Annotated in this window: 21 protein-coding genes; 6 read left to right on the top strand and 15 right to left on the bottom strand. The window is 66.6% G+C overall.

What is annotated here, in order from left to right:
- Positions 1–9: 9 nt before the first annotated feature.
- The 4 genes from dnaA to mutM all read right to left on the bottom strand — a co-directional run bounded on the left by dnaA (position 10) and on the right by mutM (position 4,049).
- Positions 10–1,389, bottom strand: a complete 1,380-nt coding sequence (dnaA, locus tag CHB77_RS04355; RefSeq protein WP_423212874.1) for a chromosomal replication initiator protein DnaA — start codon at positions 1,387–1,389, stop codon at positions 10–12.
- A gap of 546 nt (positions 1,390–1,935) precedes the next feature.
- Positions 1,936–2,205, bottom strand: coding sequence for a 30S ribosomal protein S20 (gene rpsT, locus CHB77_RS04360; RefSeq protein ID WP_089386954.1), 270 nt, complete (start codon positions 2,203–2,205; stop codon positions 1,936–1,938).
- A gap of 153 nt (positions 2,206–2,358) precedes the next feature.
- Complete coding sequence (locus CHB77_RS04365; protein WP_089386955.1) at positions 2,359–3,135, bottom strand: enoyl-CoA hydratase; 777 nt, start codon at positions 3,133–3,135, stop codon at positions 2,359–2,361.
- A gap of 68 nt (positions 3,136–3,203) precedes the next feature.
- Complete coding sequence (gene mutM, locus CHB77_RS04370; protein ID WP_089386956.1) at positions 3,204–4,049, bottom strand: bifunctional DNA-formamidopyrimidine glycosylase/DNA-(apurinic or apyrimidinic site) lyase; 846 nt, start codon at positions 4,047–4,049, stop codon at positions 3,204–3,206.
- Positions 4,050–4,150: 101 nt separating this feature from the next.
- Here mutM and ubiE point away from each other — a divergent pair, with 101 nt between their 5' ends.
- Both ubiE and ubiB read left to right on the top strand, forming a co-directional pair.
- On the top strand, positions 4,151–4,897 hold the full coding sequence (gene ubiE, locus CHB77_RS04375; protein ID WP_089387163.1) for a bifunctional demethylmenaquinone methyltransferase/2-methoxy-6-polyprenyl-1,4-benzoquinol methylase UbiE: 747 nt from the start codon (positions 4,151–4,153) through the stop codon (positions 4,895–4,897).
- Complete coding sequence (gene ubiB / locus CHB77_RS04380) at positions 4,898–6,436, top strand: 2-polyprenylphenol 6-hydroxylase (protein ID WP_089386957.1); 1,539 nt, start codon at positions 4,898–4,900, stop codon at positions 6,434–6,436.
- Here the strand turns inward: ubiB and CHB77_RS04385 are convergent.
- The 11 genes from CHB77_RS04385 to pqqA form a co-directional block, all read right to left on the bottom strand.
- Complete coding sequence (locus CHB77_RS04385; protein ID WP_089386958.1) at positions 6,433–6,771, bottom strand: hypothetical protein; 339 nt, start codon at positions 6,769–6,771, stop codon at positions 6,433–6,435. The genes ubiB and CHB77_RS04385 overlap by 4 nt on opposite strands.
- Positions 6,768–7,385, bottom strand: coding sequence for a hypothetical protein (locus tag CHB77_RS04390; protein ID WP_242626523.1), 618 nt, complete (start codon positions 7,383–7,385; stop codon positions 6,768–6,770). Before CHB77_RS04390 ends, CHB77_RS04385 begins: the two co-directional genes overlap by 4 nt.
- 102 nt (positions 7,386–7,487) lie before the next feature.
- Positions 7,488–8,810, bottom strand: coding sequence for an ATP-binding response regulator (locus CHB77_RS04395; protein ID WP_089386959.1), 1,323 nt, complete (start codon positions 8,808–8,810; stop codon positions 7,488–7,490).
- Positions 8,800–9,963 (bottom strand): FIST N-terminal domain-containing protein, encoded by a 1,164-nt coding sequence (locus CHB77_RS04400; protein ID WP_089386960.1) that lies wholly within the window; start codon positions 9,961–9,963, stop codon positions 8,800–8,802. The genes CHB77_RS04395 and CHB77_RS04400 overlap by 11 nt, the downstream gene beginning before the upstream one ends.
- Positions 9,963–10,670 carry a response regulator gene (locus CHB77_RS04405; RefSeq protein WP_089386961.1) on the bottom strand — a complete coding sequence of 236 codons (708 nt, stop codon included), beginning with the start codon at positions 10,668–10,670 and terminating at the stop codon, positions 9,963–9,965. Before CHB77_RS04405 ends, CHB77_RS04400 begins: the two co-directional genes overlap by 1 nt.
- 143 nt (positions 10,671–10,813) lie before the next feature.
- On the bottom strand, positions 10,814–11,587 hold the full coding sequence (locus CHB77_RS04410) for a quinoprotein dehydrogenase-associated SoxYZ-like carrier (protein ID WP_089386962.1): 774 nt from the start codon (positions 11,585–11,587) through the stop codon (positions 10,814–10,816).
- 3 nt (positions 11,588–11,590) lie between these two features.
- Positions 11,591–12,730 carry a pyrroloquinoline quinone biosynthesis protein PqqE gene (gene pqqE / locus CHB77_RS04415; protein WP_089386963.1) on the bottom strand — a complete coding sequence of 380 codons (1,140 nt, stop codon included), beginning with the start codon at positions 12,728–12,730 and terminating at the stop codon, positions 11,591–11,593.
- Positions 12,727–13,059, bottom strand: a complete 333-nt coding sequence (gene pqqD / locus CHB77_RS04420) for a pyrroloquinoline quinone biosynthesis peptide chaperone PqqD (protein WP_089386964.1) — start codon at positions 13,057–13,059, stop codon at positions 12,727–12,729. Before pqqD ends, pqqE begins: the two co-directional genes overlap by 4 nt.
- Positions 13,056–13,808, bottom strand: coding sequence for a pyrroloquinoline-quinone synthase PqqC (pqqC, locus tag CHB77_RS04425; RefSeq protein WP_242626524.1), 753 nt, complete (start codon positions 13,806–13,808; stop codon positions 13,056–13,058). Before pqqC ends, pqqD begins: the two co-directional genes overlap by 4 nt.
- Positions 13,805–14,686 (bottom strand): pyrroloquinoline quinone biosynthesis protein PqqB, encoded by an 882-nt coding sequence (gene pqqB / locus CHB77_RS04430; RefSeq protein ID WP_089386965.1) that lies wholly within the window; start codon positions 14,684–14,686, stop codon positions 13,805–13,807. The genes pqqC and pqqB overlap by 4 nt, the downstream gene beginning before the upstream one ends.
- A gap of 72 nt (positions 14,687–14,758) precedes the next feature.
- Positions 14,759–14,851: a pyrroloquinoline quinone precursor peptide PqqA gene (pqqA, locus tag CHB77_RS04435; RefSeq protein ID WP_076522366.1), complete on the bottom strand. Its 93-nt coding sequence runs from the start codon at positions 14,849–14,851 to the stop codon at positions 14,759–14,761.
- Positions 14,852–14,989: 138 nt separating this feature from the next.
- Here pqqA and CHB77_RS04440 point away from each other — a divergent pair, with 138 nt between their 5' ends.
- The 4 genes from CHB77_RS04440 (at position 14,990) to CHB77_RS04455 (ending at position 19,661) form a co-directional block, all read left to right on the top strand.
- Positions 14,990–16,042 carry a quinoprotein relay system zinc metallohydrolase 2 gene (locus CHB77_RS04440; protein ID WP_089386966.1) on the top strand — a complete coding sequence of 351 codons (1,053 nt, stop codon included), beginning with the start codon at positions 14,990–14,992 and terminating at the stop codon, positions 16,040–16,042.
- Between the two features lie 101 nt (positions 16,043–16,143).
- The gene (locus CHB77_RS04445) at positions 16,144–17,481 is read left to right on the top strand and encodes an ABC transporter substrate-binding protein (protein WP_176430308.1); all 1,338 of its coding nucleotides are present in this window, start codon (positions 16,144–16,146) and stop codon (positions 17,479–17,481) included.
- A gap of 51 nt (positions 17,482–17,532) precedes the next feature.
- Entirely contained in the window at positions 17,533–18,528 is a 996-nt protein-coding gene (locus tag CHB77_RS04450) for a carbohydrate ABC transporter permease (protein WP_089386968.1), read from the top strand.
- Positions 18,528–19,661, top strand: coding sequence for a carbohydrate ABC transporter permease (locus CHB77_RS04455; protein WP_089386969.1), 1,134 nt, complete (start codon positions 18,528–18,530; stop codon positions 19,659–19,661). Before CHB77_RS04450 ends, CHB77_RS04455 begins: the two co-directional genes overlap by 1 nt.

Genomic DNA, 19,661 nt, shown 5'->3' on the forward strand with positions numbered 1-19,661 from the left:
GTTTGGAAATCAGGCCTCCAGCAGCCGCTTCAGCATGGCCACGTCCTCGGCGATGGTCTTGTCGTCGGCCAGCAATTCCTCGATCTTGCGGATGCCGTGCATGATCGTGGTGTGGTCGCGCCCGCCAAAGCGGCGGCCGATTTCCGGCAGGCTGCGGCTGGTCAGCTGTTTCGACAGATACATGGCGATCTGGCGGGGCCGAGCAACGTTGCGGGCACGTTTCGGCCCCACCATGTCGGCCAGCCGGATGTTGTAATGTTCGGCCACCTTGCGCTGGATGTCGTCGATGGAAATCTTGCGGTCGTTGGTGCGCAGGATGTCGGCCAGGCATTCCTGCGCGACCTCCAGCGTGATCTCGCGGCGCAACAGGCTGGCATGGGCGAACAGGCGCTGCAACGCGCCTTCCAGCACGCGGACGTTGGTGGTGATGCGGTGGGCCAGGAATTCCAGAACGCCGGTGCCGATTTCCAGGTCGGGCTGCTGGGCGCGGAAGCCGACGGTCTTGGATTGCAGGATGCCCAGGCGCAATTCATAGGTCGTGGGATGCAGGTCCACGATCAGCCCGCAGGACAGGCGCGACTTGATGCGTTCCTCAAGGCCCTTGATCTCGGCGGGGGCGCGGTCGGCGGAAATCACGATCTGCTTGCCCTGATCGACCAGGGCGTTGAAGGTGTGGAAGAATTCTTCCTGGGTGCTGTCCTTGCCGGCGATGAACTGAACGTCGTCGACCATCAGCATGTTCACGTTGCGGAACATGCTCTTGAAATCCATGATCGAACTTTCGCGCAAGGCCTGCACGAAGCGGTACATGAACTGTTCCGCCGACAGGTACAGCACCTGGGCTGCCGGATGATTGACCTGATAGTCATGGGCGATGGCGTGCATCAGATGCGTCTTGCCCAGGCCCACGCCGCCATACAGGAACAGGGGGTTGAAGCCCACCGGCCCGCCTTCGGCCACGCGGCGCGCGGCGGCATGGGCCAGTTCGTTGGGCTTGCCCACCACGAAGTTGGAAAAGGTATAGCGCGGATCCAGCGGCGCCCCCATGTCGGGACGCGCCGCGCGGGCGGTGGCGGGTGCCGCGGCGGACGCAACGGGCCTCTGGGGCTTGGCCGGAACGGCCGGGCGGGCGCGGCCGGGCGCGGCCTGCGGCACCACGTCGAAACGCAGCCGTTCGACCGGCTGGCCGTGGCGGCTCAGCTCGCCCATGATATCCTTGGCGAAATGGCGGTTCACCCAGTCCGAGATGAACCGGGTCGGGCTTGCGAAATGCGCAATGCCCGATTCCAGGTTGGTCAGGCGCAAGGGCTTGATCCAGTGGTTGAAATTGTTCGGCCCCACGCTTGTTTCCAGCGCGGCGCAAGCCTGGCCCCATACATCGTCCATGATCGTGCCCTATCTATCCTGTCCCCAGCCTTCGCCGGACGGTCCGACGAAACAGGATCCCCGACGCGCGCTGGCTGACCGGATCGATGCAAAACCCCACCCTGCGACCCAAACGGGGCCGCATGACGGGGCTGACGCCCGATTCCAGATCCAAGACACGGGTTCCATACGGCCGGTGGCAGCCGACCGATGATGACCCGAGGGCAGACGAAGCGCCTGTTGCTTCGATGCCCGACCCGCCATGGCAATCCGACAAGGATGCATGACCGGCCCGTCCCCAACACAGCGACGTGAATCGCCCCATCACGTTAGCCGTCGCGCAGGACGGGCTGCAATCGAACTCTGCGCTTGACAGGGGCTTTGCCGAACCGAATCTGCGATGCCCTTGACTCAAAAGGAAAGAATCCTGAAGGCCTTGATATGTAGGCATTTTTGCAACATTCGCAGGTGCAGAAACGCGAAACGGGCGCGGATTCCCATCCGCACCCGCCAGGGACGCAAAGGCCGATGGTCCCCATTGCAAGGGTTCCATCGCGCAGAAAAAATAGATCAGGCTGCGGACAGCGCCTTTACGCGGGCCGCCAGGCGCGAGATTTTCCGCGATGCAGTATTCTTGTGGACCACGCCCTTGGTGACTCCGCGCATCAGTTCGGGCTGGGCCGCCTGCAACGCTTCCTTTGCGGCATCCGCGTTGCCGGACGCGATGGCTTCCTCGACCTTGCGGATGAAGGTGCGGATGCGCGAACGGCGGGCCTTGTTCACGTCGGTACGACGCTCGATCTGGCGGGCGCGTTTCTTGGACTGGGGCGTATTGGCCATGGTCTTGTTCCTATCGGTCTGTCTGCGTTTCGATCGCGCAAAAGACCCAAGACCCCGCCTTTCTGAAAGGCGGTCATGATTCTTGCCTAAGCGGGCCCACGCGCATGTAAGCCGGGGCCAATACGCGATCAGCGGCGGAAAGAAAAGGGGGAATCAGCGGTCGCGGAACTGCGGTTCCCGCTTTTCCAGAAAGGCCGCCATGCCTTCCTTCTGATCCTCGGTCGAGAACAGCGCCTGGAAATTGCGCCGTTCGAACAGGATGCCTTCGGTCATGGTGGTCTCGAAAGCGCGGTTGACGGTCTCCTTGGCGGCTCGGACGGCGACCTGCGATTTCTCGGCGATCTTGCGGGCGGCGGCCATGGCCTCGGGGATCAGCTTGGCGGCGGGCACGACGCGGCTGACAAGGCCCGACCGCTCGGCCTCGGCCGCATCCATGAACCGGCCGGTCATGTGCATGTCCATGGCCTTGGATTTGCCCACGAACCGCGTCAGGCGCTGGGTGCCGCCGATGCCTGCCATGACGCCCAGGTTGATTTCCGGCTGGCCGAACTTGGCGGTGTCGGCGGCGATGATGAAATCGCAGATCATCGCCAGTTCGCAGCCCCCGCCCAGGGCATAGCCGGAAACGGCGGCGATGATGGGCTTGCGGATGCGGGTGATGGCGTCGATCCGGGCGCCGAACAGATCCTCGTCATAGACATCGACAAAGGTCTTGGTGGCCATTTCCCTGATATCGGCCCCGGCGGCAAACGCCTTTTCGCTGCCGGTCAGCACCACGCAGCGGATCTTGTCGTTGCGGTCGGCATCCGCCAGGGCCTGGCCCAGTTCGGTGATAAGCGCGGTGTTCAGCGCGTTCAGCGCCTCGGGGCGGTTCAGCCGGATCAGGGCGACGCTGTCCTCGATCTCGACGATGATGGTTTGAAAGGCCATGGCGGCGTCCCCGTTGCGATGCGTTCCGTGCGGACCCTAGCAAATGGCGGGGCGGAAAGCCAACCGGCCTAGCGTTGGCACATCGGGCAAAGAAAACTGGACCGCCCGCCTTGCACGATCCGGCGGATGACGCCCGTGCAGCCCGGCGCGGGGCAGGGCGCGCCTTCGCGGTCATAGACGCGGAAACTGTGCTGGAAATAGCCGAGTTCCCCGGTCGCCTGCCGATGGTCGCGCAGGGACGATCCGCCCGCCGCGATGGCGTCAGACAGCACGTCGCGGATATGGCCGACAAGGGCGGCGATCCGCGCGGAACCGATGCGGCCCGCCGCCCGGCGCGGGTCGATGCCCGCGCGGTGCAGCGCCTCGGACACATAGATGTTGCCCAGGCCTGCGACGATCCGTTGATCCAGCAGCGCCTGTTTCACCGGCACCGTGCGGCCCGCGAAGGCCCCGGCCAGATAGGCGGGGGTGAACGCGTCGTCAAAGGGTTCCGGTCCCAGGCGGTCCAGCAGCGGATGGGCCGCGCCGTCGCGGATCAGATCCACCATCCCGAATCGGCGGGCGTCGTTGAAGGTGATGGTGGCGCCCGCATCGGTGGTCAGCACCACATGGTCGTGGCGCGGCAGGATCGCCGGGTCGCGGTGGAAATCGCCCAGGCTGCCGCCTTGGACCAGCATCCGCCCCGACATGCCCAGATGCATCAGCAGGGTGCCGCCCCGGTCCAGGTCCGCCAGCAGGTATTTCGACCGCCGCCGCAGCGCCGTGACCGTGGCCCCCGTCAGCACCTGCACCAGATCGACCGGCAGGGGCCAGCGCAGGTCCGGCCGGCGCACCTCGGCCCGCGCGATGCGCCGGCCTTCCAGGTGCGGCACAAGGCCGCGGCGCACGGTTTCGACTTCGGGCAGTTCTGGCAATGATGGTCCTTTCGCTGCATTGTGCCGCAGGCGCATGACGGGACATTGTGTCGCGGGCGGGCCGGGCTTATCTGGCGATGAAACAGCGGATCGGCAAGCGGATGAGCGACAAGAAGCAGACCCATTTCGGTTTCCGGACCGTGGACGAGGATGCCAAGGCCGGGATGGTCCACGGGGTCTTTTCATCCGTCGCGTCGCGATACGACCTGATGAACGATCTGATGAGCGCGGGCATCCACCGCGTCTGGAAGACCGCGATGATGGACTGGCTGGCGCCCCGCGACGGGCAGCACCTGCTGGACGTGGCGGGCGGCACGGGCGACATCGCGTTCCGGTTCCTGGACCGCGCGCCGGGCGCGCGGGTGACGGTCTGCGACATGACCGAATCCATGCTGGTCGAGGGCAGGAAGCGCGCCGACGCGGTGGAGAAATCCGACCGGTTGGCCTGGGTCACGGGCGACGCGATGGCGCTGCCCTTTGCCGATGGCATCTTCGACCGCTACACGATCAGCTTCGGCATCCGCAACGTCACCCGCATTGCCGACGCCCTGGCCGAGGCGTATCGGGTTCTGCGCCCCGGCGGACGGCTGATGGTGCTGGAATTCAGCCAGATCCCCGTGCCGGCGATGCAATGGGCCTATGACCGCTATTCCTTCAACGTGATCCCGGCCATGGGCCAGGCGGTGACGGGGGATCGCGACAGCTATCAGTATCTGGTGGAATCGATCCGCAGATTCCCCGACCAGGACGCTTTTGCCGACATGATCCGCGCTGCGGGCTTTGGCCGCGTGCAATACCGCAACCTGTCGATGGGCATTGCCGCGCTGCATTCGGGTTGGAAGCTGTAGATGCGGGGACCGCACAATCTGCTGCGCCTGGTCCGCACGGGCGCCACCTTCGAACGCACGGGGGCGATGCGCGCGGTTCTGGACGCGGTCGAGGCCCCGCCGCGCCTGCGGATCGCGGCCCATGTGTTGGGCTGGCCCTTTCGCTGGCTGGGCTATCGGGGCGATCCAGGCCTGCCGCCGATCACGCGGGCGATCACCGCGCTTGGCCCGGCCTATGTCAAGTTCGGCCAGATCCTGTCCACCCGCGCCGATGTGGTCGGCGTGGAAATGGCGGATCAGCTGCGCATGTTGCAGGACCGTCTGCCGCCCTTTCCGACCGCCACGGCCAAGGACATCATCCAGGCCGAGATGCGCCAGCCCGTCGATCAGCTGTTCTCGGAATTCTCGGAACCCGTCGCCGCCGCGTCCATCGCGCAGGTCCACCGCGCCCGCGTGCGCGAGACCGGGCGCGAGGTCGCCGTCAAGGTGATCCGCCCCGGCATCGCTGCCGCCTTTCGCCGTGACATCGATGCGTTTCATTTCGCCGCAGGCATTATCGAATTCCTGTCCCCCGGCAGCCGCCGCCTGCGCCCGCGCGATGTGGTGCGCCATTTCGAAACGACCGTGACCGCCGAACAGGACATGCGCCTCGAGGCGGCCAACGCGTCGGAATTCGCCGAAAACACCAAGGACGATCCGGGATTCGCGATTCCCCGGCCGCTGTGGGAACTGTCTTCGCGCCGGGTGCTGACCTCGGACTGGGCCGAGGGGCTGCCGATGGGCGACCGGGACGCGCTGATCGCGGCGGGCCACGATGTCGGGCGCATCGCCACGCGGGTGATCCAGCTGTTCCTGCAACACGCCTTGCGCGACGGATTCTTTCACGCCGACATGCACCACGGCAATCTGAAGGTCGCGGCGAATGGCGACGTGCTGGCCTATGACTTCGGCATCATGGGCGAGATCGACGAATACACCCGACGCGTCTATGCCGAGATCCTGTACGGCTTCATCCAGCGGGATTACCGCCGCGTGGCGCGCGTGCATTTCGAGGCAGGCTATGTCCCCCGCGACCGCGACGAGGCGCAGTTCGCCCGCGCCCTGCGCGCCGTGGGGGAACCCATCTTCGGCGCCAACGCCAGCCGGATTTCGATGGCGAACCTGCTGGCCTATCTGTTCGAGGTCACGGAACGCTTCGGAATGCAGACCCAGACCCAGCTGATCCTGTTGCAGCGCACCATGGTCGTGGTGGAAGGCGTGGCCCGGTCGGTCGATCCGGACCTGAACATCTGGGATGCCGCCAAGCCCGTGGTGTCGGATTACATCCGGTCCAACATCGGTCCCAAGGCGCTTGCGGGCGACATGGCCAAGGTGGCCCAGACCATCGGCCGCTTTGGCCCGCTGCTGCCGCAGATCGTCGAACAGGCGCTGTGGGACCGTGCCCACCCCGAGGCAGCCCGCCCGGCCCGCGCCGTCCTTGTCAGGCGCGGCGCCCCGGTCTGGTTGACGGTGGCGCTGGCGCTTGGGGCAGGCGCGGCGGTGGGCATGGCACTGGCCTAGAAGCAGAGGATCTCGGCCTCGGCCTCGGCGCGTTTCAGGCGCGCGGTGATCTCTGTCATCTGGGCCATGCCGCGGAAGATGCCGGCCCGTTCGCCGGTCGTCTGCTGCATCCGCAGGACGGTTTCGGCCTGGACGTATTCCTCGAACGGCAGAACCTCGGCGATCTGGTCGATGGCGCAGGAACAGCGGTCCAGCATGTCGCGGCTTTGCCCGTTCGTCGCCATGCAGGCAAAGACGTATTCGGCCCGCGCGTTGGTCGGATAATCGTTCACCGCCTGCGCATGAAGGGGCGCGGCGCCCAGAATCGTCATCGCGGCGAACAGGCGGACCGTCATTGCAGGGCCATGGCGTTCACATAGCCCGGCTGTTCGCCGGCGGTCTCGGCCCGAAGCTCTCGGATCGGCTGTTTCGGGTCGTCCAGGACAAAGGTCAGCGTCAGCGTCTGAAAACCGCCCATCCGGGCCGCGTTGGGATCGGCCGTAAAGGGCTGGAAGCGAGCCACGGTTCCGTTGTCGGCCCTGGTGATCTGGCCGCCCTGGGCCAGCGACTCCTTGATCCGGTTGCGGATATAGAACGGGCTGCCGCCGGTCAGCCGGGCCATGTCGCGGGTCGTCTGTTCCAGAAAGAAGGTCAGCACCGGATCCCCGCCCGAAATCGGGAACGGTCCGATCTGCCGGGTGCGCGTGTCGGTCGTCTGGATCAGTTCCAGCACCGGCTGCTGGTCGGACGGATCGACAGCCTGCGTCAGCGCGACGCTGCCTTCGTCGATGGGCAGAAAGCCCGCCACCTCTGGCCCTTCGACATGCAGCGACCAGCGAAGATCCTGCCCGTTCAGCGTCCAGGGGCCGCGATCCGCGAAAACGGCATCGCCTGCCTCGCCCGCGGGGGCGACGCCGGCCGACATCAGGGACAGCCCCAGCCCCAGGGCCGCTGCGATAGCACGGTTCATGATATTCCTCCCTCTTGCAAAGGCCAGAGTTGCGTTGCGGGCGCCGAAGAACAAGCCCCGCTGGCCCTGGCATCGGCCTTTGGTCGCAGATGCCGGCACGTCTCAGGCCAGAAGCCTGCCCAGAATCTCGGCCAGTTCGGATGGGCGCACGGGCTTTTCCATCAGATGCACCTGCATGGCCGCGCAACTGCGGGCGATCTGCGGGTCGCGATGCGCGGTAATCATCACCGCCGGGATCGCCTGGCCCGCCGATCCGCGCAAGGCCCGGATCGCATCCACCCCGGTATCGCCGTTTTCCAGGTTGTAATCGGCCAGGATCACGTCGGGGGGATCGTCGCCCATCGTGGCCAGGGCCTCGGCCGTGCCGCCGGTGACGCGGGCGACCATGCCAAGCCGGTCGCGCAGGATCATCTCGTATCCCCGGCGCATTCCGGGATCGTTTTCGACCACCAGGGCCACGCGGCCGCGCAGGGGCAGGGTGGCGCGGTCGGGACGTTCAAGGCATCCGGCCAGGTGGCGGGTCACGACCGGCAGGCCGATGCGGAAGACGGTGCCGCGCATCGCCTCGGATTCCAGGCGGATCGGATGGTCCAACTTGGCGCAGGCGCGGCGCACGATGGACAGACCCAGGCCCATGCCGGGGGTGCGCGCATCGTTGCCCAGCCGCTGGAATTCGTCGAAGATCCGGTTGCGGTCCACCGCCGGGATGCCGACCCCGGTATCATAGACGCACAGCCAGCACAGATCGCCCCGGCGCCGGGCGCCGATGACCACCCCGCCCCGGACCGTATACTTGATCGCGTTCGACACCAGGTTCTGCGCGATCCGGCGCAGGAACACCGGATCGCTTTCGACCACCGAATCGGTCGGCACGAAGGACAGGCGCAGGCCCTTGGCTTCGGCCAGGGGGGCGTATTCGATGGCCAGCCTGCGAAACAGATCCCCCAGCGGAACCGGCTGGCGGTGGAATTCGATCCGCTGGCTGTCCAGCCGAGAGATGTCCAGAACCGCGTGCATCAACTGTTCCACCGATTCAAAGGCACCCGACAGCCGCCCGGTCAGTTCGGTCTGCAATTCGTTCATCGGCGTGTCGGTCAGCATCGACAGGAACAGCCGCGCCGCCGACAGCGGTTGCAGCAGGTCGTGGCTGGCCGCACGCAGGAAGCGGGTCTTGGACCGGTTCGCCTCCTCGGCCGATGCGCGGGCGACGGCCAGTTCGCGGTTGCGCTGCGACAGGTCGGCCAGCGCGCGTTCCAGATCGCGGGTCCGGGCCATCACCTCTTGTTCCAGGGCCACGGCGGCCTGGAACATCGACCAGGCGGATCCGCGCGATTCCTCCAGCCGGTCGATGCGGTCGATCAGAACCCGGTTGATGCGGTCCAGCTTTTCGACCCGGCGTTCGGGCGCGTCGTCGTCACGCAGCATGGGTCGAGGCATCCGCAGGAGGCATGAAGGCCAGGCCCACGAAGGTCTGGTTCACATGCATCCCGCTGTGCTGTTCGCCATAGGTGTTGAAGCCCGCCACGCGATACCGGGCCAGCAGTTCCGACATCTGGTCGTGCAGGCCCTCGCGTTCCAGGGCCAGACGGCGCAGGATGCAGTCGAAGCCCAGCACCATCAGCGGCGGACGGGGCAGGGACGCCAGCGCCTCGGCAAAGCCCTGGGTCATGTCCTCGGCCCGGCCCAGGGTCAGGACGGTGCCGGTGTCGATGGCCGACATCAGCGACAGCCCGCCGTCGGGGGTCTGCGCGCTGATCGCCCGGACATGGTGATGGCGGCCCATGCGCAGCAGCAGGGGGTGGCGGGCGAAATCGGTGGGCGTCAGCGCATCGGCGGGGATGCCGGTCAGGCGGGCGTATTCCTCGGCCGCGGGTTCGGCGTTCAGTTCCAGGATGCGGCGCTTTTCGGGGATCGCGGCGGTGACGACGACGCGGGTGGCGGTCGGGCTGAAATGGGCAAAGGTGATCTCGCTGACGGCAAGGTCGGTTTCGACCAGCAGAAAGACGGCGGCGTTGGTGAAGACCTTGCCCCCCGCCAGCAGCCAGGTCTGGCGAAAGAACAGCCCGTCGCCCGCCGATCCCCCCAGGGTGGGAACCGAGGGCAGGGCCGCATCGATGGTCGCCACAAGCGCGTCTTCCTGGCCCGCAAGGCCGTCCACCAGCAACAGCCCGAACAGCGACCGGGTGGGATCGGCCCCGAAACCGGCCTGCAAGCGGCGCAGCGCGGCCATCCAGTCCGATACGGGCAGGGCGTCCAGCCTGGGCAGCACCAGGGCCGAGGCGCGGAAATGGCTGGCCGGAAAGCCGATCGCGACGATGCTGTCGGTGACATATCCCGAAGGTCCGATTTCCCCGGCCGAGGAACAGCCCGCGATGACGCAGCCGTCCGGCAAGCCCTGCCGCAGCACGCCGTCAAGCGCGGCCAGTTCCGGGCCGTGCGCGCCGAAGACCAGCACAAGGGCCGGATTGGCTGCGCGCAGGCCGTCCAGCAGGACATGGCCGTGATCGGCCTTGCTGCGGTCGGCCTGCACGGCCACCGGCCCGGCGACGCCCTCCTTCGCAACCGGGCCGGCATCCATCAGCCGGCCTCGAACAGCCGGACCGTGTTGGCAAGCAGAACCGCCTGGGTGCGGCGGCGGGCGTTGATCTTGGACATGATGGCGGTGATGTGGGTCTTCACTGTCGCCTCGGCGATGGACAGGTCATAGCTGATCTCCTTGTTCGCCTTGCCCTGGCAGATCAGACGCAGGATCTTCATCTGCTGCGGCGTCAGGGTGGCGAAACGGCGGGCCAACTCGGCCTTGGCCTCGTCTTCGGCGCAGGCCTGGTCGGGGGCATAGCCTTCGGGGGTGACGTGTTCGCCCTCCCACATGCGGCGCAGGCTGTCCACGAGGGCCTCGCGGCCCAGCGACTTGCTGATATAGCCCTGCGCCCCCGCCGCCATCGCGGCCGAGATCATGGCGCTGTCCATGTCGGCCGAGATCATCGTGATCGGCACGTCGGGCAATTGCCGACGCAGGGTGACGATGCCTTCGGCCCCGCGCGCATCGGGCAGGTTCAGATCCAGGATCACCGCATCGGGGGCGCCCTGCGCCCGGATCCCGTCAAGGGCGGCCCCCAGGCTGCGCGCGGTTCGAACATTCTTGAGGCCAAAGCTGATCTTCAACGTCAGCGCCAGGGCGTCGCACATCAGCGGGTGATCGTCCACGATCAGGATTTCGCGCACCTGGTCTGCGCTGTGCCGTGGCGTCTGCGGCGGACGCGCCTGCATGGCTGCGGCTGTCATGATGGTTCCTCCCTCGGGGGTGATGTCGCGGTCTCCCCTTCGCGGCATCGAGAACCGATTGTAGGCCACCGCCGCGCCAAAGCAACCCCGCATCCGCCACCATCGTCGCAGGCGGGGGCCGTGATCCGTGGCAGGGGACGGGATCAGCCGCCTGCCGCGAATTCCTGGTCCCAGACATTGCCTTCGGTATCCCTGGCATGGACACGGATCGGCTGGCCGTTGGGTTCATAGGCAAAGCGGAAGACCGGATCCTCGCCGATGGAAATCCCGGCATTCAGGGTGAACAGCAGATCCTCGCCCTGACGAACCTCGAGACGGTCGATGAAATGGGCGGGAATGTTCAGCAGCGTGACCTGATCGCGTTGCAGGCCGGAAAAGTTGGGGTGCCGGATCATCAGCGTGCCGACCTGACGGCCGTCCTGCGGCCCCGCGCGCCAGCGCATCTGGCCCATGGTCGCCGCGACCGCCGCCATGTCCTTGCCCGCGGGCGCCGAACAGCCGCCCGATGCCTTGACGAAACGTCCCGCCATCACGCGATTGCCGCCCCCCAGGTCGGCAATGGCGCGCACGTCGGAATAGCTGTCCACGCGGACCCGGAATTCGAAATCCAGCGGCGCCATCGCGGGTCCGAAGGTGTATTCGGCGGCCACGGGGGCGGGGTTTTCGTCGATCACCAGCGTCACGGCCCCGATGGGGGGGGCATCCCTGGTCTGGGTCAGGCGGATCGGGACGATCGCGGCCTCGTACGCGCGGACCGGGGCTTCCAGATCCAGGACGGCCGGATCTATCGGAACATCCGCTTCAAGGCCCAGGACCGAGGCGCGCAGGTCGTCCCAGGCGGCCGAATTTTTCAACGCGTTGTCCTGCGCCGCGGCCGGTCCGGCCAGAAGCAGCGCGGCAAGGATCATGGCCTTCATCACTTACTCTCCCTTTTTCATGCGGCGATAGATGAATTCGGCGGCATCGGCTTGTGCATCCGTCTCGGCGCGGGCCAAGACCTGCGCGTGCAGGGGCGACAGCGAACAGACCGGATCGGTTGCCCGCGCGTCCCCCGCCAAGGCCATGGCCTGACAGCGGCAGCCGCCGAAATCGAGGGTCTTGCGGTCGCAGGACCGGCAGGGTTCCGCCATCCAGGCCGTGCCGCGAAAGGCGTTGAAGCTGTCGGACAGGCGCCAGATCTCGCCCAGGGGGCGGTCACGGACGTTTTCGAACCGCATCCACGGGATCGACTGCGCGGCGTGGCAGGGCAGGACCGTGCCGTCGGGGGCCACGTTCAGCCCCGTGGAACCCCAGCCGCCCATGCAGGCCTTGGGATAGACGGCATGGTGGTCGGCGGGCACATAGTCGATGACCATCCGCCCGCGCAGCCGGATCCGCGCGTCGTTCACCACCTGACGGGCCGCCGCCGCCTGTTCGCGCGTGGGCATCAGCGCCCGGCGGTTCAGGTCGGCCCAGCCGTGAAACTGCACGGTCGCCACCTCGATCCGCCGGGCGCCCAGGTTTTCGGCCAGGGCGATCATGTCGGGCAGGCGTTCCAGGTTCTGGCGGTGGACCACGGCGTTGATCGTCAGGGGAAAGCCGATGTCGCGCACCCAGCTGGCGAACCCCATCTTCTTGTCCCAGGATCCGGGGTGGCCGCTGATCCGGTCGGCCATGTCGGGCCGGATGCCCTGCAACGACAGCTGCACATGATCGACGCCCGCGCGGTCCAGGTCCTCCAGCCGGTCCCGCGTGATGCCGATGCCCGATGTGATGAGGTTCACATACAGCCCCGCATCGCGCGCATGGCCCACGATCTGCGCCAGATCGCGCCGGGCGCCCGGTTCCCCGCCCGAGATGTGGACCTGCAACACCCCCAGATCGGCGGCCTGCCGGAACACCCGGCCCCAGTCGTCCGCCGTCAGTTCCTGCGCGGCGCGGGTCAGTTCGACCGGGTTCGAACAATAGGGGCAGGCCAGGGGGCAACGATGCGTGATCTCGGCCAGCATCGCCATGGGCAGGCCGGGCGTGACGGGGCTGCCGTCCAGGTCGCGCGGCTGCTGTTGAAGCTGGTCCTTCATGGGCCATCCCCGTTCTGGCCCCGCACAAAGACCATGCGCCGTTCGATCAGCCCGGTCAGGAAATCGCGCACGTCGCCCGCGATCTGGTCCGGCGGCGCATTGTAGCGGTCGGCAAGGGTGGCGACGATGGTTCCCATGCTGCGCGCGCCGTCCAGTTCCCCCAGGATCGCATCGCCGATGGCGTCCAGCTGCATCGCCCGTTCTGGGGCCTGCAACACGCGGATGCCGCGCACCCGGTCGCAGGCCAGCCGCACCCCGCGCGGCAGATAGGGAATGTCGTCGGGACCGATCAGCGGGGGCGGGACGATCCGGGCAGGCTGGGCGGTCATGGCGCCATGCCTTCGCCCGGCCGCCAGGCGCCCGGCGGGATGTTGCCCTCGACATAGCCGTGCCACAGGGCGTCCAACTGCGCCCACAGCACGTCGGTCTTGAAGGTCAGCGCCGCCGCCGCCGCGTCCTGTTTCTCGCGCGTGTCGGCATGGGTCAGGACGTAATCCAGCCCGAACTTCACGTCCTCGGGCGCCTCGGTCAGGCGCTTCTTGAAATAGGACAGGCTGGAATCGTCGGCGAAATCGTAATGGGCCAGCAGCCCCTCGATCCGCTGGGCGTGGATGCGGGGCGCGAACAGTTCGGTCAGGCTGGCCGCCACAGCGTCCAGCAGAGGCATTTCCCGAACGAAGCGGACATAGGCATCGACGGCAAAGCGGGTGGCCGGCATGATCCCGATGCCGCTGGCGACATAATCGGGATCCAGACCCACCGCCTGCGCCAGGGCCAGCCAACGGCGGATGCCCCCGCCTTCGGCGACGCCGCCGTCGTGATCCTCGATCCTCTTGCGCCAGTGGCGGCGCAGGTCGGGATCGTCGACCCGGCTCATGAAGGCCGCATCCTTCATGGGGATGCGCGACTGGTACATCCAGCGGTTTATGACCCAGGCGCGCACCTCGGCCGGGGTGCAATGACCTCCGTGCAGGCGTTCGTGGAACGGGTGGCGGTCGTGATAGCGGGCGGCGCCGATGGCGCGCAGCCGCGCCTCGAAATCGTCGCGGGACTGGGCCTGCTCCTGGATATCCTTCACAGCGCGATCTCCATTCCGTCGCGGGCGACCTGCCAGCCGTTCGCCTGGGCCTGCCCGGTCTGATCGCTGGCCGGATCGGCCAGCGGATTCGAATTGTTCATGTGGACGAAGACGCGCCGGCCGACCGGCACATCCCGCAACGCGGCCATGGTGTCCAGAACGGGCATATGCCCCATCCGGCGGCCGGTCTTTTGGCCCAGGCCCATGCGGATCATCTCGTCATCCTCCCACAGGGTGCCGTCGAAGATCAGCAAATCCGCACCGGCGATGCGATCCGTCAGCCAGCCGGGCAGATCCGCGCAGCCGGGAACATACAGCGCCCGGCGCCCGTTCGCCGCCAGTTCGACCCCCACGGTGGTTTCGCCCACCAGGCCGGTTTCGACCACCGCGCCTTCCTGATACAAGGGCACCTTGCCCGGTACCGCGAACAGCGTGGCATCCAGGCCCGGCGCGATCTCGACAGGCCGGTCCAGATCCACCGGATTGCGCGCGACCAGATCGTCACGCAGCGCGCCCAGCATCGGATTGTCGGCCAGAACCCGATGGATCGTGGCGGTCGCGAACAGCGCGAAGGGCTGGCTTTCGCGCAGGGTCAGCAGTCCGGCCACATGGTCGATATCGCCATTCGTCACAAGCACCGACCGCAGCGGCATGTCCCGCAGGCCGGTCGGATGCAGCGCGGGCGTCGCCGCCAACTGGGCGCGAATGTCGGGCGACGCATTCAGGACCGCCCAGTCGCGCCCGTCGGCACTGACCGCGATCGAGCTTTGCGTCATGGCCGGGATCCGACCGGCCCGCGCGGCATTGCAATTGCCGCAGCCGCAGTTCCATTGCGGCAGGCCGCCCCCGGCCCCCGCCCCCAGCACGATGATACGCATGATGCCCCTGACGAAAAAGGCCCCGCCCGATCGCGTCGGACGGGGCCGTCTATGTTGCCTGAAGCGAATGCCTCAGAACAGGACCGGTTCGTCCTCGGCCGGAGCGTACATGTTGATTTCCATGCCGCAGGCGATTTCCTTCAGGGTGGGTTTCGTCCAAGCCATGCATTTCCTCCAAATCCACGGCCGCCACTTGGGCGACTGTGCGTTATGTTAGACCAGAGACAGCGCGATTCAACACGACTAAGGTCGCAACTGACAAAAAGTTGGAACCCAGACCCTGGATTTCGGGAACATCCGGCAATGCTCTACGCCATTTTATCCGCCTGTCTGGCCGCCGATCCCCAAAGCTGCCAGCCGATCGTCCTGACCGGGCAATCCTTTGGCGATCCCGACCGATGCGCGGCCGAGTCGGCGCGAATCGCCCCCCTGTGGGCCGGAGACGATCCCGGCCTTGTCGCGGACGATCCGCGATGCGCGCCCCTGGCCGACCTGCCCGCGTTGCCGGTCGAACGGATCGCCGAGGGCGTCTATGTCCATCTGGGCCAAGCCGTGCAGTACGAGGACAGCCCGGACGGCCGGATCGCCAACCTGGGGTTTGTCGTCGGGCGCGACAGCATCGCGGTGATCGACGCGGGCACCTCGCGCCAACAAGGGCAGGCGCTGTTCGCGGCGATCCGGCGGATCAGCGACAAGCCGATCAGCCATCTGATCGTTACCCACATGCATCCCGACCACGCCTTCGGGGCCGGGGTCTTTCGCGAAGCCGGCGCCACCATCGTCGGCCATGAACAACTGACCGATGCCTTGCGGGTGCGCGGGCCGGCCTATCTGGACAACCTGACCCGGCTTTACGGTCCGGCGCCGATGATCGGCACGCGGATCGTGCTGCCTGACGCCAAGGTCGCCGACACCATGACGGTGGATCTGGGCGGACGGACCCTGACGCTGACAGCGGCCGGTCCCGCGCATACCGACAACGACGTGACCGTGCGGGACAGCGCCACCGGCACGTTGTTCGCGGGCGACCTGATCTTTCGCGACCTGACGCCGATCGTCGATGGATCCCTGCCGGGCTGGCTGGGCTGGATGGACATTCCCCAGGACGCAGGCCCTGTCGTGCCGGGCCACGGGCCGGTCGCGCGGGATTGGGACACGGCGGTATCCGCCCAGCGGCAGTTTCTGGCCGCGTTGGATCGCGCGACCCGCGACGGCATCGCCGCGGGTCTGCCCCTGTCTCGCGCGGTTCCCGTCATCGTCCGGTCTCTGCAACCTTTCGCAGATCTGTGGGCTTCCTTTCCCGAATCGGCCGCGCGGGACGCGACCGCCGCGTTCAAGGAGCTGGAATGGGAGTAAGCATTTGACACAACCGCCCGCTGTGGGTGACGATATCGTTAACAGCCCGCAGCATACCTGCGCGGCGGCAAAAGGGGGAAGACGTGAAGCGATCATTCTGCATGACCGTGGCGCTTGCCACACTGGCGGCTGGCGCTGCGCAGGCGCAACTGGTGATTGAAAAAGGCAGCGACGACCGGATCAACTGGCAAAGCCTGGAGGATTTCGGGGCCGCCCATGCCGATCTGGACGGGCAAAGCGTCACCATCCTGGGACCTTGGCTGGGGGTGGACCAGGAACTGTTCACCTCGATCGCCGCCTATTTCGAGGATGCGACCGGGGCGACCGTGAATTATTCCGGGTCGAACAGCTTCGAACAGCAGATCGTGATCGACAGCGAGGCCGGGTCGCCCCCCGACATCGCCGTGCTGCCCCAGCCAGGGCTGGCCGCCGATCTGGCCGCCAAGGGGCGCCTGAAGGATCTGGGCGAGGATACCGCGCAATGGGTCCGCGACACTTACGCGGCGGGCGAAAGCTGGGCGGCGCTGAGCACCTATAAGGGGCAGGACGGAACGGAACGGTTTTTCGCCTTTCCCTACAAGGCGGACGTGAAATCCCTTGTCTGGTATGTCCCCGAGAACTTCGAGGACGCGGGCTATGAAGTGCCCGAAACCTACGAGGATCTCAAGGCGCTGACCGAACAGATCGCCGCCGACGGGGAAACCCCCTGGTGCATCGGCCTGGCGTCCGGCGGCGCGACCGGCTGGCCCGCGACCGATTGGGTCGAGGATCTGATGCTGCGGCTGAACACGCCCGAGGATTACGACGGCTGGACCACGAACGCCCTGGCCTTCAACGACCCCAAGGTCGTGGCGGCCATCGACGAATTCGGCTGGTTCGCCAAGAACGAGGATTACGTGGCCGGCGGGCCGGCATCCGTGGCGTCCAACGATTTCCGCGAAAGCCCGAACGGTTTGTTCGAAAGCCCGCCCGCCTGCTACATGCACCGGCAGGCCAGCTTCATCCCGTCCTTCTTCCCGGACGGCACGGTCGAGGGCGAGGATTACGATTTCTTCTACTTCCCCGCCCCTGCCGATGGCAGCATGGGCCAGCCGGTCCTGGGCGGCGGCACGCTGTTTGGCGTGTTTACCGACAATCCGGTCGCCATGGCCTTTATCGAATTCCTGAAAACGCCCGCCGCGCACGAATTGTGGATGGCGCAATCGGGGTTCACCACCCCCCATACCGGCGTGAACATGGACGCCTATGCCAGCGAGACCCAGCGCAAGATGGGCCAGATCCTGCTGGATGCCACGACCTTCCGGTTCGACGGGTCGGACCTGATGCCCGGCGCGGTCGGCGCGGGGGCGTTCTGGACGGGCATGGTCGATTTCGTGGGGGGCGCGTCCGCGCAGGACGTGGCCGACCGCATCCAGCAGACCTGGGCCACGCTGCAATGACGCCGGACGCGGCGGGCCGGCCGCCGCGTTCCATCTCAGGGGGGCAGAGGAATGGAACTGTTCTGGCTGGCCGTCAGCACGATCCTGATCGGCGTCTTCGGCTGCGTGGCGTGGTTCTGGGGATCGAACCTGATCCTGGACCGCATCTATCCCCCGCGCGGGCCGAACGCGGGCGACAATATCCGCAAGGCCAGCCAGATCCGGCCCTGGCTGTTCCTGGGACCGGCGATCCTGTTCCTGGGGGTCTATCTGGTCTATCCGATCTTCGACAGCCTGTGGCGGTCGCTGCACAATGCGGGCGGGACCGAATTCGTGGGCCCGTCGAACTATGCCTGGCTGATGGGCGACGGCAAGTTCCGCGAATCGATGCGCAACAACCTCGTCTGGCTGCTGGTGGTGCCCGCCCTCTCCACCCTGTTCGGGCTGATCGCCGCGCAGCTGACCGACCGGCTGAAATGGGGCAACATCGGCAAGTCGCTGATCTTCATGCCCATGGCGATCAGCTTTGTCGGCGCCGGGGTGATCTGGAAATTCATCTATGAATACCGCGAGCCGGGCGAAAACCAGATCGGGCTGCTGAATGCCCTCGTGCAGACGCTTGGCGGCGATCCGCAGCTGTGGCTGACGCTGATCCCCTGGAACAACTTCTTCCTCATGATCGTGCTGGTCTGGATCCAGACCGGGTTCGCCATGGTGATCCTGTCCGCCGCCCTGCGGGGCATCCCCGAGGAAACCATCGAGGCCGCGATCCTGGACGGCGCGTCCCCCTGGCAGGTGTTCTTCAGGATCAAGGTGCCGCAGATCATGGGAACCATCGCGGTCGTCTGGACCACCATAACCATCGTCGTGCTGAAGGTCTTCGACATCGTGTTCGTGATGACCAACGGGCAATGGGGCACGCAGGTGTTGGCCAACCTGATGTATGACTGGATGTTCCGCGGCACGCCCGATTACGGGCGCGGATCGGCCATCGCCATCATCCTGATGCTGCTGGTCACGCCGATCATGATCTGGAACATCGTGAACGCCCGGCGGGAGGTGCGCTGATGGAAGGCATGGCCGGACAGAAATCGGGGCTGGTCTGGACGGTCAACATCGCGGCCTTCCTGCTGGTGCTGCTGTGGACGATCCCGACCCTGGGCCTGTTGGTGTCGTCGTTCCGCGACCGCGACCAGATCCTGTCGTCGGGCTGGTGGCAGTCGTTTTCCGCGCAGGAGGCGACGGGCTTCGTGCGCACCGGCACGGGCGACGACGCGGTCCAGCAGGACGGGCAATACGTGATCGAGGGCAATGTCCTGGCCGAGGGCCAATCCCTGATCGCCTGGGGCACCGGCGCCCGCGAACCCGCCGCCTTCCAGCCCGGCGACACCGCCGAGATCGGCGACGGCTGGCAGGTCGCCGTGGCCGAGGACGGCCGCTATCGCATGACCTCGGACGCGCCGTTCGAGATGCGCCGGGGCGAGCGGATCTTCGTCACCACCGGGGCGCCCGCCCGGCTGACCACCGAAAACTACAGCCGCGTGCTGAACGCCGAAGGGCTGGGCCGGGCGTTCATGAACACCCTGACGGTGACGATCCCCGCCACCGTGATCCCGATCCTGATCGCGGCCTTCGCGGCCTATGCCCTGGCCTGGATGGAGTTTCCGGGACGCGCCCTGCTGACCGCCGCCGTGGTGGGCCTGCTGGTCGTGCCCTTGCAGGTGGCGCTGATCCCGCTGCTCAGGCTGCACAACGAACTGGGCATCGGCAAGGGCTATCTGGGCATCTGGCTGGCCCATACCGGCTTTGGCCTGCCACTGGCGATCTACCTGCTGCGCAACTACATGGTCGGCCTGCCGCGCGAGGTGATCGAATCCGCCCGTGTCGACGGCGCCACCGAATTCCAGATCTTCCGCAAGATCATCCTGCCGCTGTCTTTTCCGGCACTGGCGTCCTTTGCCATCTTTCAGTTCCTGTGGGTCTGGAACGACCTTCTTGTCGCGACCGTTTTCCTTGGCAATACCAAGGAGCAACTGGTCATGACCGGCGTGCTGCGCGAACTGATGGGATCAAAAGGCGGCGAATGGGAAATCCTTGCCACCTCGGCCTTCATCTCGATCGCGGTGCCGCTGCTCGTGTTCTTTGCGATGCAGAAGTATCTGGTCCGCGGATTGCTGGCCGGATCGGTGAAAGGTGGATGA

The sequence above is a fragment of the Paracoccus sediminis genome (assembly GCF_900188295.1).
Classification (GTDB): Bacteria; Pseudomonadota; Alphaproteobacteria; order Rhodobacterales; family Rhodobacteraceae; genus Paracoccus; species Paracoccus sediminis.